Below are 16,546 nucleotides of genomic sequence, written 5' to 3' on the forward strand. Positions count from 1 at the left end.
GCGGGGTTGTAGGGAATGAGGCGGAGGGATCCGCCGTTCCGTGGGGCGGAGTCGCCCCGGCGCGGGGCCCGTTCGCCCCGCTCGCCCCCTTCGCCCCGTTCTCGCCCGCCGGCCGGACCCGCCGGCCATCGGAGCCCCGCCGTGGGACTCCGCCCGTCAGTCCGGCGCCACCGACCCGTCGGTCAGCCCGTCGTGCAGCCCCTGGACGAGCTGTTCGCCGAGCCGGGACGCCAGGCGCAGGGCCTCTTCGAAGTCGGCCAGGTCGCGGAAGCGCTGTCCGTAGCGCCGTTGTTCGGCGAGCGGCAGCCGGGGCAGCTGGAGGCGGCGGACGTCGAGCCGGGTGGCGGATGAGGCGTAGCTGCTGGCCTGGCGGTTGTTGGCGGTGCCGCGCAGGAATCCGGCGAGGAACCAGGGGTCGAGGGCGGCCGGATCGGGCCGCAGGACGGTGAGGTTGCGGCCGAGGGCGGCGCCCGCGGTGGCGTCGTCGATGACCCGGGCGATCGCGCCGCCGCCGAGGACCGGGACGACGACATCGCCGGTCAGGAGGAGGACGGGTTCCTCGGGGGGCCCGGAGGAGGGCGCTTCCGGGAGGGTGCCGGAGGGCGCGGTGGCGCCGATGACGTCGTGGTCGGTGAGGACGGGGGGCGCGCCGCTGGGGGACGGTGCGGTGCCGGCGCCGCCGGTGCGCAGGATCAGGGCGCCGGAGCGGGCGAGTTCGCCGAGGGTGGTGAGCGGCCAGCGGGCGGGGGCGGTGTCGGTGCCCGCGGGGCGCGGGGTGAGCTGTGTCGTACGGGCGAGGGTGTCGGTCAACCGGTCGCGTACGCGGGCGAGTTCGGCGGGGCCGCCGGCCGCGGAGGGCGGCGGCAGGTGCCGGGCGGGGGCGAGGTCGACATCGTCGTCGAGGAGGTCGATGGCGGCCAGCGAGCGTCGTACGCCGGGTTCCTCCTCGATGCCGCCGTCGCGGTCGAACGCCCGCCAGGCGTCCACGGCGGTGGCGCGGACGGTCTGCCAGTCGAGTTTGTCGCGGCCGCCGGCGGCGAGGGCCGCGGTGTCCACGACGAGGAGGTGCGGGGTGGGCGGGGTGCTGCCGCCGGGCTTGCGCAGCACCCAGAGGTGCAGCGGCACGCCGTTGGGCGGAGCGGCGCCCGCGGGCAGCGCGATGACGGCGCGCAGTGCGCCGCGGCGCAGCAGGTCGGCGCGGATCCGGCGGCCGGAGCGGCGGGAGGCGACGGCGGGCGGCATGAGGAGGACGGCGGTGCCGCCGGGGCGCAGCCGGGCCAGCGCGTGCTGGACCCAGGCGAGTTCGGATTCCGTACGGGCCGGGAAGCCGTACTCCCAGCGGGGGTCGTAGGCCAGTTCGTCGTGGCCCCAGTTGCGTTCGTTGAACGGCGGGTGGACGAGAACGGCGTCGGCGGCGAGGTCGGGGAAGGCGTCGGCGCGCAGGGTGTCGGCGGCGCGCACCCGGACCTGGGCGTCGGGGGCACTGAGGGCGAGGCGGAGCGCGGTGAGCGCGGCCAGGTCGGGGTCGGACTCCTGGCCGTGCAGCGCGAGGGGGGCGGCGCCGGCCTCGGCAGCGTCCGTCGCCCGCTCCTGGGCGGCGGTCAGCAGGCCGCCGACGCCGCAGGCCGGGTCGAGGACGATGTCCAACCGGCCTTCCGGCGCGGCCAGTTCGGCCATCAGCGCGGCCGGGCCCGGCGGGGTCAGGGTGTACTGCCGGGGGTTGGCGTCCAGGTGGCGGCCCAGCAGGAAGGCGTACGCCTGGGAGGCGCCGTCCGCGGCGGCGAGATCGGCGGCGGCGCGGACGAGCGCGGCGGACGGGGCGAGCGCTTCGCGGGTCAGACCGCGCACGGGGTGGTCGGCGCCGAGCCGGGCGGCGAGGACGGCCTCGAGCATGGCGGGCAGTACGCCGGTCAGCTCGGTGTCGTCGGCGGCGCCGCGCAGCTGCTTCCAGGCGGCCGGCCGGTCATGGGCGAGCAGCAGGACGGCGCCGGCCTGACGGAGCGCGACGGCGGCGCCGGCCGGGTGTCCGACGAGCTGCTGCCAGACCCGCTCGCGCAGCGGGACCTCGGCGAGTTTGCCCTGGTCGCGCAGCCATTGCTCGATCTCGCCGAGGGCGAAGGCGGGGCTGGTCTCGGTGCCGCCGACCGGCTTGGGGAAGTCGGCGTGCCGGCGCCGCCAGTTGCTGACCGCGGCCCGGCCGACGCCGGCGAGCCGGGCGATGCCGGCGGCGGTCACCTCGGTGGCGCGCTCGGCCGTGCCACTTGCGGCGTTGCCCGCGCCGACGACACCGACCGCGACTTCCGCGTGGGCGATGCCTGCGACGTCTGCGACGTCTGCGACGTCTGCGCGATGGGCGCCGCCCGCGTAACTCGCCGCCGGACCGCCGTCTGCCGCGATGTCGACCGTCGCGCTGTGCGGTGATGCGTTGTCCGGCACGTGGCTGGCTCCTTGTCCTCCCGATAACCCCGACCTGTGTGTCAACGAGCATACCCATTCGACGCGAACCAACCCCTTCACAGCGTGAACTTATTTCTTCTTCGATGACTCGTGTTGACTCGGTTCACAGGACCTGTTGTTATTGACCCATCGCTTCACGGCACGACGACGCGGCGGCGCTTCACACGGCGCTGCTCGGCGGCAGGACTTCACGGCGGCATGGCACGGCGCCGCTGCACAGCACCACTTCGGCAGGAATGATCAAGAGCCCGGAAGGGGCCCCTCGTATGTCTCAGCAGATGCAGTACCAGCCCACGCCGCAGGGGCCCGCCGGTGCACACAGCCACCAGGCGGCCCGTAACGGCCTCGGCGTCGCCGCCCTTGTCCTCGGCATCATCGGCGCGCTCAGCGGCATCCCGATGATCCTGTTCTGGCTGGCCGGACCGCTCGGCCTGCTGGCCCTGATCTTCGGCATCGTGGGAATGGGCCGCGTCAAGAAGGGTCAGGCCACCAACAAGGGCGTGGCGCTCACCGGCACGATCCTGGGCGCCCTCTCGCTCATCCTCGCGGTCGTCGGGGTCATCGTCACCGTGATGGCGGTCAACAAGGCCGTCGACGAGGTGAACGAGGAGTTCGACAAGCAGTCGGGCAGCAGCAGCAACATCAAGGACCTCGGCCCGGGTGAATCGGCGAAGTACAACAACGGTCTCCAGGTGACCGTCTCGAAGCCGACCCCGTTCACCGTCGACCCGAACACCCTGATCAGCGGCCACACCGAGGGCAACAAGTCGTACAAGGTCACCGTCACGCTCAAGAACACCGGCGACAAGGCGGCCACCAACCCGCTCATGTCGACCGACGCCGAGGCCGACGGCAAGAAGACCGAGGAGGTCGCCGACGACAAGCACGGCATCCTCCACCACGACTGGGAGAAGACGCTCGACCCCAACGAGTCCGACAGCGTGGAGATGGTCTTCGACGCTCCGCCGACCGCCAAGGAACTCTCCATCAAGATCACGCCGGACATCCTGCTCGACCCCGCGAACTGGAAGCTGACCCTCTGATCCGCTCCAGCTCCGTACGACACGCCGTCGGCCCGGAACCGCTCCCTCGCGGTTCCGGGCCGACGGCGTGCCGGCGCAACGGCCCCCCCCCGGCCCCCCCGCCCCCCCCCCCCCCCCCGCGGCCGCCCCCCCCCGCCCCCCGGGGGGGCCGGGCCCGACGGCGTGCCTGCGAAGCGGCCGCCCGGTTGTCCCCGGAGCGGCCGCCCGCTATTTCGCCGAGAACCGCGCCGGCGCCTCCGTAGGGCTGCCGCCGCTCGGCAGCCGCTGGGCCGGGCACGAGTTCAGCACCCGCACCATCGCGTCTCTCTCGCCCCGCGTCACCCACAGCCCGTACTTCTTCTTCACCGCCACCTGGCGCGCGACATAGGCGCAGCGGTAAGCCTTGTACGCGGGCAGCCAGGTCGCCGCGTCCCCGTCGCTCTTCCGCCGGTTCGCCGACGCGTCCACCGCGATCAGATTCAGCGGATCGTTGGCCAGCGCCACCCGCTTGCGGCCCGGCCAGGTCGCGGCGCCCTTCTGCCAGGCATCGGACAGCGCCACCACATGGTCGATGTCGACCTTGCTGCGGCCGCGCACATAGCGCACCGCCCTGCCCGTGTACGGATCCTTCGACAGCGTCCCGGACAACACCACGCAGTCCCCGCCGCGGAACGCCGTGCCCCGCAGATCGCGCTTGAGGATGTCGTCGCGGGTGCCGCATCCGTTGCCGTCGGTGTCCGCCCAGGCCGAGCCGAAGCGGTCGCGGGCGTAACCGGTCCTGGGGGCGCGGCCCTTGACATCCAGCGAGTCGGCGGCCGCCAGAGCGGTCCTCGGGTTCGCCCCTCCCGTGGGAACGGACGGGCTCTCCGTGACGTCTGAACCACTGCCGCCCCAGGTGTCGTCGGGGGCACAGCCGGTGAGGGTCAGCAGGCAGGCCAGCGCGGTGGCGGTGGCGGCGGTCACGGGAAGCGCGGTCCGTATCAAGGCGTCGTCCAATCCGGGAGCGTAGGGACGGATGGCGGGCGGGGTGACAAGGGACGGCAGGCGGTGCGGCACAGCCCGCCGCTTCGAGTATCTTTTCGGAAATCGAGAGCGAGGAACCCCCATGGACACGGCCGCAGCAACGGCGGCGACCACCGACGCAGCACCGGCCGTGCCAGTCTCGGAGTCCCATCCCCTACGACGCACTACCCGGCGGCTGCTCGATCGCGCAACCCCCTTGCGGGCTCCCCGCCTCGACCCGTACTGGACGGCCGCGTTCTTCTTCGTCGCGTACGCCCTGCTCGCGCTCTGCCGCTTCGGGTCGATGTCCATCTCGTCCTGGGACCTGGGCATCTTCGAGCAGGCGATACGCGGCTACGCCCACTTCCAGGCGCCGATCGTCGATCTCAAGGGCCCCGGCACCAACATCCTCGGCGACCACTTCAGCCCGGTGCTGGTCGTACTCGCCCCCCTCTACCGACTGTTCCCCTCCTCGCTGACCCTGCTGATCGCCCAGGCCGCGCTGTTCGCGCTGTCCGCGATACCGGTCACCCGCGCCGCCGCCCGCTACCTGGGCCGCGCCCGCGGCCTGGCCCTGGGCATCGCGTACGGCCTGTCCTGGGGCATGCAGAAGGCCGTTGACTTCGACTTCCACGAAATAGCCTTCGCGCTGCCGCTGATCGCGTTCGCCCTGGAAGCGGTGCTGCGCGGACGGTGGACCGCGGCGGTGTGCTGGGCCGCTCCGCTGCCGCTGGTCAAGGAGGACCTGGGGGTGACCGCCGCGGCCATCGGGGCGCTCGCCCTGATCCGCACCCGCCGGGCCTCCCCACTGGCCATCGGCCTGGTCGCCTGCGGCATCAGCGCCACCGCCGTCACCCTCGGCGTGATCATCCCCGGCTTCAACGGCTCCGGCTCGTACGACTACTGGAGCAAGCTCGGCGGCGACGGCGGCGGCACCGTCATCCCCCTCGGCACCGCCCTGCACACCACGCTGTGGGTCCTGCTCCCCACCACCGGACTGCTCGCACTGCGCTCCCCGCTGCTGCTGGTCGCGCTGCCCACCCTCGGCTGGCGGTTCCTCTCGCACGATCCGCACTACTGGGGCATCGACTGGCACTACAACGCCGTGCTGATGCCGGTCGTCTTCCTCGCCCTCGTCGACGCCCTGCCGCGCGCCCGGTTCTCGCAGCGGCGCTGGCTCCGCTCGTACGCGCACCATCTGCCGGCCGCCCTCGTGGCCACCGCGCTCGCACTGACCACCACGCTCCCGGTGGGCCGCCTCACCGATTCGGCCACCTACCGCATGCCGCCGGATGTCGCCGCCGCCGAGCGCCTGCTGGAGCGAATACCCGACGACGCCACGGTGGAGTCCGACGTCCGGCCGCTGAGCCGCCTCACCAACCGCACCCGGGTCTTCTGGACGGGCGACACCCGCGGCCTCGCGCCCGACTACATAGCCACGCAGCTACCCGACAACCGCACACCGGAACAAACCCTCAAGGACGCCGCGAAGCGCCACCTCGGATCCACCTACGTCATCCTGGGCACCGCCTCGGACATCGCCGTCTTCCGGCGGACGTCGGCGCACTGACCGCAGGGCGGCGGCGCCCCGCCCGTCACGACCCCAGGATCGTCGTCAGGAACTCCCCCACCCAGGCCAGCAGTTCCCGCCCGACCAGCGGCTTGCCGCCGATCTTTCCGGTGGTGGGGCGCGGCACCAGGACCTGTTTGGTGGCCGGCTTGAGGACCGTACGGGGGTAGAGGCGCTTGAGGCGGAGTTCCTGGGACTCGCGCAGTTCGACGGGGCCGAAGCGGATGTTGGAGCCCTGGAGTGTGATGTCCGCGACGCCGCAGGCGCGCGCCAGCATCCGCAGCCCGGCCACCAGCAGCAGGTTCTCCACCGGCTCCGGCAACTTGCCGTAACGGTCGGTGAGTTCCTCGCGGACGGCGGCGATGTCCTCCTCCGACGACGCGGAGGCGATGGACCGGTACGCCTGGAGGCGCAGCCGCTCGCCGGGCGCGTAGTCGTGCGGGACATGCGCGTCCACGGGGAGTTCGATCTTGACTTCGAGCGGGGGCTCCTCCTCCCCCTTTCCTGAGCCATCTTCCAGTGAGGCCCGGTAGTCCGCGACGGCCTCGCCGACCATGCGGACATAGAGGTCGAAGCCGACGCCGGCGATATGGCCCGACTGCTCGCCGCCGAGCAGATTTCCGGCGCCGCGGATCTCCAGGTCCTTCATCGCGACATACATACCGGCACCCATCTCGGTGTGCTGGGCGATGGTGGCGAGGCGTTCGTGGGCGGTCTCGGTGAGCGGCTTCTCCGGCGGGTAGAGGAAGTAGGCGTAGCCGCGCTCGCGGCCGCGGCCCACCCGGCCGCGCAGCTGATGGAGCTGGGAGAGGCCGAAGTTGTCGCCGCGCTCGACGATCAGGGTGTTGGCGTTGGAGATGTCGATACCGGACTCGACGATCGTCGTGGAGACCAGGACGTCGAACTTCTTCTCCCAGAAGTCGACGACGACCTGCTCCAGCCGCGACTCGCCCATCTGCCCGTGGGCGGTCTGGATTCGGGCCTCCGGGACGATCTCGCGGAGGCGGGCGGCGGCCCGGTCGATGGACTCCACCCGGTTGTGGATGTAGAAGACCTGGCCCTCGCGCAGGAGTTCACGCCGGATCGCGGCGCCGATCTGCTTCTGCTCGTACGGGCCGACGAAGGTGAGGACCGGGTGCCGCTCCTCCGGGGGCGTGGTGATCGTCGACATCTCGCGGATGCCCGTCACCGCCATTTCGAGCGTACGGGGAATCGGGGTGGCGGACATCGTCAGTACGTCGACGTTGGCGCGCAGCTTCTTCAGCTGCTCCTTGTGCTCGACGCCGAACCGCTGCTCCTCGTCGACGATGACCAGGCCCAGGTCCTTGAACTTGGTCTCGGACGAGAACAGCCGGTGGGTGCCGATGACGAGGTCGACGGAGCCCTCGCGCAGCCCGTCGAGGACGGCCTTGGCCTCGGTGTCGGTCTGGAAGCGGGACAGCGCCTTGACGTTGACCGGGAACTGACCGTACCGCTCGGTGAACGTGCCGTAGTGCTGCTGCACAAGGAGGGTGGTCGGAACGAGGACGGCGACCTGCTTGCCGTCCTGGACCGCCTTGAACGCCGCTCGCACAGCGATCTCGGTTTTGCCGTAGCCGACATCGCCGCAGATCAGACGGTCCATCGGGACCGACTTCTCCATGTCCTCCTTGACCTCGGCGATGGTGGTGAGCTGGTCCGGCGTCTCCGCGTACGCGAACGCGTCCTCCAGCTCGCGCTGCCAGGGGGTGTCCGGACCGAAGGTGTGGCCGGGGGCCGCCATCCGGGCGGAGTAGAGCTTGATCAGGTCGGCGGCGATCTCCTTGACCGCCTTCTTCGCGCGCGCCTTGGTCTTCGTCCAGTCGGCGCCGCCCAGACGGTGCAGCGTCGGGGCCTCTCCGCCGACGTACTTGGTGACCTGCTCCAGCTGGTCGGTGGGGATGTAGAGGCGGTCGCCGGGCTGGCCGCGCTTGGCGGGCGCGTACTCGACGAGGAGGTACTCGCGGGTGGCGCCCTGGACCGTGCGCTGCACCATCTCGATGTAGCGGCCGACGCCGTGCTGCTCGTGGACGATGAAGTCGCCGGCCTGGAGGGTGAGCGGGTCGATGGTCTTGCGGCGGCGGGCCGGCATCCGGGCCGCGTCCTTGCCGGCGGCCTTCTGGCCGGTGAGGTCGGTCTCCGTGAGGACGGCGAGCTTGAGCGACGGGTCGACGAAGCCGTTGTCGAGGGAGCCGCAGGCGACATGGACGACGGACGGGCTGATCGCGGCGAGGTCGCCGTCCAGGCGGGCGGCGATGCCCTCGCCGCCGAGCACCTCGACGGTGCGGGCAGCGGGGCCGTGCGCCTCGGTGACGAAGACCGTGCGCCAGCCGTCGGCCAGCCACTGCTTGGTGTCGGCGAGCGCCCGCTGGGTGTCGCCGCGGTAGGTCTCGGGGGCATGCATGCCGAGCTGGAGGGTGTCCTCGTCCGCACCCGCTTCGTCAGCGGCGAAGGGCGACACCGACCACCACATCATGCCCAGCTCGCGGGCCCGGTCCCGGACGTCCGCGATACCCCACAGGGAGGCCGCGCCCACGTCGATCGGGGCCGCCCCGCCCCCGGCGCTGGCCGCCCAGGACGCCTGGAGGAACTCCTGGCTCGTCGCCACCAGGTCGGCGGCCCGGGTGCGTACCCGCTCCGGGTCGCACACCACGGCCATCGAGCCCTCGGGCAGCACGTCCAGCAGCAGCTCCATCTCGTCGACCAGCACGGGAGCCAGGGACTCCATGCCCTCCACGGCGATGCCCTCGGCGATCTTGCCGAGCAGCTCGCCCAGCTCCGGGTGCTGCTCGGCGAGGGCGGCGGCGCGGGTGCGGACGTCGTCGGTCAGCAGCAGCTCCCGGCACGGCGGCGCCCACAGCCCGTGCTCGGCGACCTCCAGGGACCGCTGGTCGGCGACCTTGAAGTAGCGGATCTCCTCGACGTCGTCGCCCCAGAACTCGACCCGCAGCGGGTGCTCCTCCGTGGGCGGGAAGACGTCGAGGATGCCGCCTCGCACGGCGAACTCGCCACGCTTCTCGACCAGTTCGACGCGCGCGTAGGCGGCGGCCGCCAGCCCGTCGACGATCTCTTCGAGGTCGGCGCTGTCGCCCGTGCGCAGGCTGACGGGCTCCAGGTCGCCCAGGCCCTTGACCTGCGGCTGGAGCACGGAGCGGATCGGCGCGACGACGACCGAGACGGGGCCGGCGGTCGGGTCGTCCTTGCGCGGGTGGGCGAGCCGGCGCAGCACCGCGAGGCGGCGGCCGACGGTGTCCGAGCGCGGCGAGAGCCGCTCGTGCGGCAGCGTCTCCCAGGACGGGAACTCGACGACGGTGTGTTCCTCGCCGGCCGGCGTGAGCGTGCGCAGCGCGGCGGCGAGGTCCTCGGCCTCCCGGCCGGTGGCGGTGATCGCGAGGACCGGACGGCGGGACTCGCGGGCCAGGGCGGCCACCGCGAAGGGGCGGGCGGCGGGCGGGCCCACCAGGTCCACATGGGGCCGGTGCCCGTCGGCCGCGGCCTGCACCGCTTCGGCGAGCGCCGGGTCCCGTACGACGGCGTCGAGCAGACCAGTCAGGCTCATGAAAGGTTCCGTCCCAGCGAGGAGATCAACGAGGCGAACAACGCGAACAGCCCGACACGTGGAACGGGCCGGGGCTGCCCACCTTACGCCCGCCCGTCACCCGACCACCGCCCCTCAAGGAGCTCCGCGCCCCTCCCTCGCCGTCACCCGACCACCGCCCCTCAAGGAGCTCCGCGCCCCTCCCTCGCCGTCACCCGACCACCGCCCCTCAAGGAGCCTCGCGCCCCTCCCCCGCCCACAGCCGGCCGTCGAGCGCCTCGGGGGCGGACTCGGGCCCGAGGGCGCCCCCGTGCGCATCCCATCCTTCGAGAATTCCGTCCGCACTCTGACCCCGAACGGAATGGTGTGTGCTACACACATCATCTGGCAGGCAAGGGCGCGCGACGACGGAGGGGGCCCGGTGAGCCGCACCACGGAGGACCGCGACGGCGGCATAGCGGCGGGCGGCCGGCGCGGCCCCGTCGTCGCCGCCCTGATGCTCGGTATGGCGCTGGCCGCCCTCGACTCCACGATCATCGCCACCGCCGTCCCCCAGATCGTCGGCGACCTGGGCGGCTTCGCGGTCTTCTCCTGGCTCTTCTCCGGCTATCTGCTGGCCGTCACCGTCACCCTGCCCGTCTACGGCAAGCTCTCCGACACCTTCGGCCGCAAGCCCATCCTGATCACCGGCATCGTGCTCTTCCTCGCCGGGTCGCTGGCCTGCGCCGGCGCCTGGGACATGGCCTCCCTCATCGCCTTCCGGGTGCTCCAGGGCCTGGGCGGCGGCGCGCTCCAGGGCACCGTCCAGACCATCGCCGCCGACCTCTACCCGATGCGGGAACGCCCCAAGATCGCGGCGAAGCTCTCCTCCGTCTGGGCCGCGTCCGCGGTCGCCGGACCGGCGCTGGGCGGCCTGCTCGCCTCGTACGCCGACTGGCGCTGGATCTTCCTGATCAACCTGCCGGTCGGTGCGGTGGCCCTGTGGCTGATCAGCCGGCACTTCGCCGAGACCAGGCCACACCCCGCCGGTCCGCGACGCCCCCGCGTCGACTGGCCCGGCGCGCTCGCCATCTTCGCCTGCGGCGGCCTGCTGCTGACCGCCCTCGTCCAGGGCGGCGTCGCCTGGCCCTGGATCTCGGCGCCCTCCCTGCTGCTGTTCGCCGGCAGCGCGGTCTGCGGGGCGGTCACCGTCCTCATCGAACGCCGCGCCGCTGAGCCGATCATCCCGGGCTGGGTCTGGCGCCGCCGCACCATCGCGGCCGTCAACCTCGCCTTCGGCGCGCTGGGTCTGCTGATGGTCGCACCGACCGTGTTCCTGCCCACCTACGCCCAGGCGGTGCTGGGCCTGGGCCCGACTGCCGCCGGCTTCGTGCTGTCCGGGATGACCCTGAGCTGGCCGCTCTCGGCGGCCCTGAGCAGCCATGTCTACAACCGCGTCGGCATCCGCAACAGCGCCATGCTCGGCATCGGCACGGCCGCCCTGATCCTGCTCGCCTTCCCCCTGCTGCCCTACCCGGGCGCCGCCTGGCAGCCCGCCCTGATCATGCTGGCGCTGGGCGCGGCCCTCGGCCTCTTCCAGCTGCCGCTGCTCATCGGCGTCCAGTCCTCCGTCGGCTACGCGGAGCGCGGCACCGCCACCGCCTCGGTGTTCTTCAGCCGCCAGGTCGGCCAGTCCGTCGGCGCGGCCCTCTTCGGCGCCGTCGCCAACGCCACCCTCAACGACCGCCTCGCGCACGCCCCCGCGGACATCCGCCCCGGCCTGCCGCACGACCTGGACGCGGTGGCGCGCGCCCTGGAACACGCCGGTGCCCTCGGCGCCCACGCGACCGCCTATCTGCGCCGCGCCGTCGACACCACCGTCGACCATGTCTACCTGGGCGCCGCCGCGGCCGCCGCCCTCGCCCTGCTCGTCCTCGCCCTGCTGGCACCCCGGCACTTCCCGGTGCACGCGGACGCCCGCACAGGCGGGGACGACGCGGAACCGGCGGACCGGGCGGAGCCGGCGGACATCTGAGGCCGAGCCCGGGCGGGCGCGCGGGCGGCGGCGTGCCGATCACCCCGCGAACCGCGGGACCACGGGACCCCGGGAATTACCGCCCCGCACCCCCGCGTTGTGGCCCCGCAGGGGGGCCTCGCAACCCTTAGGGGATCTGTTCGAACTCCCCCTAAGGGTCCCGCGGCAGCCGGCCCGCGCCGCCCCGCTCAGCCGTCCAGGCGGGGCAGCTCCGTCTCCAACGTGTCCTCGTTGTCGGGGTCGACGGGAGCGCGGGTCTCGACCTGGCCGGGCTCGGGCCTGGCATCGGGCTGCGCCCCGGACGGCTCCGGCGCCGATTCGCTCCCCAGGTCGCCGCCCCGCTCCCCGCCGCAGTCCGCACTCGGCTCCCCGCCCGGCTCCCCGGCCAACTCGCCGTCCACGTCCTCCTCCGGCACCTTGCCCGTGAGCGCCGCCAGGCTGTTGCGTACGTGCGTCATATGGGCACGGACCTCCGCGCACTCCTCCTCGTGCTCGCGCAGGATGCGTTCCGTGGCGCGCTCGATGCGTTCCACCTGGACCCGGGCCTTGGCCAGCAGTTCGGCGCCGTGGTCCTCGGCTTCCTCCTGGCTGTGCCGGGCGGCCTCCTCGATCTCCGCCTGGAGGCGCCGGGTGTCGGCGAGCCGGGCCTCCCCCTGGGCCTCCAGGTCCGCGATGAGCCGCTCCAGCTCCTCCTCCCGGGCGGCGATGTCCCGTCCGGCGGCCTCCCACTCCTCGGCCTGCCGCTCCTCCTGCTCCTGCCAGATCTCCGCGGTGCGCCGGTGCGTGTCCTTGAGCTCGGCGGCCGCCTCGTTGCGCCACCGCTCGGCGTCCTGGCCCGCGGCGGCCGTCTCCGCCGCGGCCTCCGCCCACGCCTCCTCCTCGATGCGCCGCGCCTGCTCCTGGGCCTCGGCCCGCAGCGCCTTCGACTCCTTGTCCGCGGTGATCCGGATCTGCCGGGCGTACGCCTCGGCCTCGTCGCCCGCCTGCTCGGCCGCCGTCTCGGCCTCGGCCCGCAGCCGCACCGCCTCGGACTCCGCCGTGTTCAGGATCACCTGGGCCTGCTCACCGAGGGACGCGTACGTCTGCGGGGGCAGCTGCGCCACATGGGCCAGCAGGTTCTTCAGCTCCCCCTCCATCTCGTTGCACAGGACGGTCAGCCGCGCGGCGCGCTCCCAGCATGAGTCACGGTCTATTGACAGCCCCTCCACACGACGGTCCACGTCGTCCGGCCGGTAGCCGCGCCCTCGTACGGTCTCGAACCCGTGAGGCGAAACCGATGCACTCATCCCTCAAAGCCCCTCTCCGCCGCGCACAGCAGGCGCGGGCCCGCACACTTCGACGCAGTCCCGCGCACATCTTTCGCACATCTTTCTGGATAGGACCTAAGCGCCCCTATCGCGACACTCCGCCCATCTCATCCCCCCAGGATGCGTCAATTGGCAGCAGAAGTCGGAATCGGCTCGTCGATGCGCAGCGCCGGGAACGGCTGTCTCGCCCGTTTTCGTCCCACAGCAGTACACCTCCGGCGGCGCCCGGCCGCGCACCGGGGCCGGTTCCGGAGCCGGTGGGGACGGATCGGGGAACGCGCCGGGGCCGAGCGGCTCGTCGGCGCCGCGCCGATCAGCCGGCGCTGCCGCTTCACCCGTCCGAGGTCACCGAGCGCGGCCGCATGCCGCGCCGGACGTACGGCGGCGGGCCTGACGGCCGGTCACCTCCCGGCAGCCGGGCCCGTCCAGCACGTCGGTACACATGGGTCGGTACACATGGCTGTGGCGCCCGACCCGTTCCGCGGGTCGAGCGCCACGAGCGCCCTACGGCGTGAGGGAGCATGCGCGCACCCGGTAGGCGTGCGCGTGCTCCCGAAGGGGCTCCGCTAAAGAAGCCCGTCCCACATCTGCTCCAGCAGCACCGACCACCAGGTCTCCGGTGAGCCGAGCGCCGGCGGGTCCAGGGCGACCAGCTGCGCCTGGAAGTCGACGGTCCAGCGGCCCGCCTGCTCCGGCGTCAGCCCGAACCGCAGCCGCCACATCCGTCCCAGCATCGCCAGGCAGCGGATGAACTCCGGCAGCCCCGAGTTCACGAACTGCGGCGTCGCCGGCTGCCCGCTGTTCGCATGCGGACCTGCCTCCAGGGGCACCGCAACGATGTTCGCGGTCCCGTACTGCACGCACAGCTGACGGCCGAAGTCGTTGCCCATGACCAGATACGAGCCCGCGTCGGCGGCCGGCTGCACGCCCCGCTCCGCCGCCAGCTCCGCCAGCGTCGGCACCGGGCGGCCCGGCTGCGCCTGCGCCCAGAAGAACGGCCCGAAGTCGACCGGCAGCCCGGCCCACACCAGCATCTGCGCCACCACATCGGGCACGCCGTGCCGGGAGACCGCCCGCTGATCGAAGCGGAAGATCCCCTGCGGCCCGAACGCCTGCTCCAGCTCCTGCCCGATGGCCTGCGGCGGCACCGGCGGCACGGGCTGGACCTGCGACGGATGCGGCAACGGCACCCGCACCGGCGCCGGCCGCGCGGGACCGTCCGCGACCTGGTGCAACTCACCCTGATGCTCGACGAGATGACGCACACCCTGCTGCCGCGAGGCATGGTCCCTGCCGTACGCGGCGGTGTGGCTGATCCGCACCTGCGGCCAGTTGTCGCGGATCATCCGGGCGCAGTAACCACCCGGCAGATCGCAGCACTCCAGCTCGGTGTGCAGCTCCAGCACCTGCTGCGGCGGGATGTTCATGCCGCGCAGCTCGTGCAGCAGCTGCCACTCCGGATGCGGGGTGCCGGGCGCCGAACGCCGCACGATCTTCTGCTCGGAACCGTCCGGCGCGCGATAGCTCAGCACCGCCATGTAGCCGGGGCCGACGGTCGGCTGACCGCTGGGCGGCTGCGGATAGCCGTACGCGCCGGGGCCGCCGGGAACCGGCTGTCCCGGCGGCGGGCCGGGCTGTCCGGGGTGTCCCTGCGGGCCGGTCGGCACGCCCGGCGGCGGCATGGCGGGGCCGGCCGAAGGCGGCATCCCGTGAGCGCCGGGACCGCCCGGTACGCCGGGGCCACCGGGCACACCGGGACCGCCCAGCGCCGCGCCGCCGGCCAGCATCGTCGCCGCCGCGTGCACTCCACCGCCGGGAGCGCCGGTACCGCCACCGGTGGCGTTCGGCGGCGGCGGGGGCGGCGGCGGACCGCCCTGGCCACCGGCGGCACGGCCGCCCGAGGACGCACCGGGCACCCCCGGCGGCTTGGGCGCACCGGGCACACCGGGCGGCGCGGGCGGCGGCGGCACACCGGGACCGCCCTGCCCGGCCAGGCTGGCCTGCAGGGACGCACCGTCGGCGAGCATGGTCGCCGCGGCGTGCACTCCGCCACCGGGACCGCCCGTACCGCCGGAGCCCCCGGAGCCGTCCGAACCGCCGGACGTACCGCCGTCCCCGGGGCCGTCCACCGCGCTGAGGTCCAGATCCGCCGCGTCCAGCTGCGAGACCAGCTGTGTCGGTACATAGCCGCCGGCCGGCGCGCCGGGCGCACCGGGGCCGGAGGGCGCGGGACCGCCGGACGGCCGGGCCTCCGCCTTGCCGGTCTCGGCCTCCGCGAGACGCGCGGCATCCGGCCCCGTGGCACGGCCGGCGCCAGGGGTGCCGGGCGCGCCGGGCGGCGGCGGGGGCCCGCCGGACACACCGGGGCGGCCGGGCGCACGGGACGCGCCGGGCGTACCGGGCGCGGGCGGAGGAGGAGGCGGACCGCCGGCGCTACCGGAGCCGCCGGCATGACCGGCGTTCCCTGGCAGCGAGGAACCGTCGGCCAGCATCGTCGCCGCGGCATGCACACCACCGCCGGCGGGCGGGGCGGGCGGCGGCGGGGCCGCCGGGCCAGGAACCCCCGGAACCGCGCCGTCCGGCGGCGGCACATCGGTGACCGGCGCACCGGACGGCGGCGGCAGGTCGGGCAGCCCCTGGCCCGCGGACGCGGCGGGCGGCGCGGGCGGCATCGGCGGCGGCGCGGGCAGCGGCCCACCGGGACGGGCCTGCCCGGCCGCGGCGCCACTCCCCCCGAGGCCGTCGGACGCCGCACCGTCCGGCAGATCCAGCGCCGGCGCGACCTGCGTACGCGGCAACTGGCTGCCGCCGTGCAGCAGTTCGGTCTTGGCCTCGGGACGCGAGCGCGGCGTCTCCGGGGTGCCGTCCGGTTCGCCCTGCTCCTGGAATCCGGCGAGCGGCGGTGCGAAGACCGTGTCGGGCAGACCCACCGACCGGTCGTCGGCGCCGTCGTCCGCCGTCGTGTCGGCCTCGGCCCACGGTGTCCCGCCGGACGTACCGGACGCGGCGCCGGACCTGACGGGCGCCGAGCCCGTCACCGTCCCCGGCGCCTCGACCACCCCGCCGCCCGGTGCGGACGCACCGTCACCCGCGTTCACACTCACATCGGCCCAGGCGTCCGACACCGCCGGCGGGACCGCGGCGCCACCGGCCGACGGAGCCGCACCAGGAGCCCCGGCGCCGGCGGTCCCGGCGCCGGAAGTCCCCGCGCCGGAGCCCCGGTCCCCCCGCCGGTCCGGAATGCCCAGCGAATCCGCCGCCTCCTGCAACCACTCCGGCGGCGTCAGCAGAAACGACGTGGCCTCCAGATCGATCCGCTGCCGCGGCGGCTCGCCCGCGCCATAGCCGCCGTCCGCCACCGCGCCGTACTCCTCCTCGAACCGCCGGATCACCTCACCCACCGGCAACCCGGGCCACAGCGTCGTCTCGCCGCTGTCCCGCGCGATCACCAGCCGGCTGCGGCCACCGTCACTGCGGGGACCGCCCTCGCGGTCCTCCGCCCACACCACAAAGCCCAGGTCGAACTCCCGCACCCGCACCTCACGGTGCTGCGGCGCCGGCACCTCCCCGTTGACCCAGTTCTCCCCGCGCTCCTGCGCCTGCGCGAACGTCACCATC

General features: G+C 73.8%; 8 protein-coding genes. 3 read left to right on the forward strand and 5 right to left on the reverse strand.

Annotated elements, in window-relative coordinates; genetic code table 11:
* Positions 1-156: 156 nt before the first annotated feature.
* Positions 157-2,235: an N-6 DNA methylase gene (locus tag FCH28_RS34590; protein ID WP_136744321.1), complete on the reverse strand. Its 2,079-nt coding sequence runs from the start codon at positions 2,233-2,235 to the stop codon at positions 157-159.
* A 488-nt stretch (positions 2,236-2,723) separates the two neighbouring features.
* Here FCH28_RS34590 and FCH28_RS34595 point away from each other — a divergent pair, with 488 nt between their 5' ends.
* Positions 2,724-3,500, forward strand: coding sequence for a DUF4190 domain-containing protein (locus FCH28_RS34595; RefSeq protein WP_136744236.1), 777 nt, complete (start codon positions 2,724-2,726; stop codon positions 3,498-3,500).
* Positions 3,501-3,707: 207 nt separating this feature from the next.
* On the opposite strand, the gene FCH28_RS34605 is transcribed toward FCH28_RS34595, so the two are convergent.
* Entirely contained in the window at positions 3,708-4,475 is a 768-nt protein-coding gene (locus FCH28_RS34605; protein ID WP_246103461.1) for an HNH endonuclease family protein, read from the reverse strand.
* Between the two features lie 109 nt (positions 4,476-4,584).
* Here FCH28_RS34605 and FCH28_RS34610 point away from each other — a divergent pair, with 109 nt between their 5' ends.
* Positions 4,585-6,051: a DUF2079 domain-containing protein gene (locus FCH28_RS34610; protein WP_136744241.1), complete on the forward strand. Its 1,467-nt coding sequence runs from the start codon at positions 4,585-4,587 to the stop codon at positions 6,049-6,051.
* A gap of 25 nt (positions 6,052-6,076) precedes the next feature.
* On the opposite strand, the gene mfd is transcribed toward FCH28_RS34610, so the two are convergent.
* Positions 6,077-9,628: a transcription-repair coupling factor gene (gene mfd / locus FCH28_RS34615; RefSeq protein ID WP_136744243.1), complete on the reverse strand. Its 3,552-nt coding sequence runs from the start codon at positions 9,626-9,628 to the stop codon at positions 6,077-6,079.
* Between the two features lie 400 nt (positions 9,629-10,028).
* Here mfd and FCH28_RS34620 point away from each other — a divergent pair, with 400 nt between their 5' ends.
* Positions 10,029-11,621, forward strand: a complete 1,593-nt coding sequence (locus tag FCH28_RS34620) for an MFS transporter (RefSeq protein WP_425472061.1) — start codon at positions 10,029-10,031, stop codon at positions 11,619-11,621.
* Positions 11,622-11,809: 188 nt separating this feature from the next.
* On the opposite strand, the gene FCH28_RS34625 is transcribed toward FCH28_RS34620, so the two are convergent.
* Positions 11,810-12,907, reverse strand: a complete 1,098-nt coding sequence (locus FCH28_RS34625; protein WP_246103462.1) for a cellulose-binding protein — start codon at positions 12,905-12,907, stop codon at positions 11,810-11,812.
* A gap of 587 nt (positions 12,908-13,494) precedes the next feature.
* Entirely contained in the window at positions 13,495-16,545 is a 3,051-nt protein-coding gene (locus FCH28_RS34630) for an SUKH-4 family immunity protein (RefSeq protein ID WP_136744327.1), read from the reverse strand.
* Position 16,546 lies beyond the last annotated feature (1 nt).

This window comes from Streptomyces piniterrae (assembly GCF_005048155.1).
GTDB lineage: Bacteria > Actinomycetota > Actinomycetes > Streptomycetales > Streptomycetaceae > Streptomyces > Streptomyces piniterrae.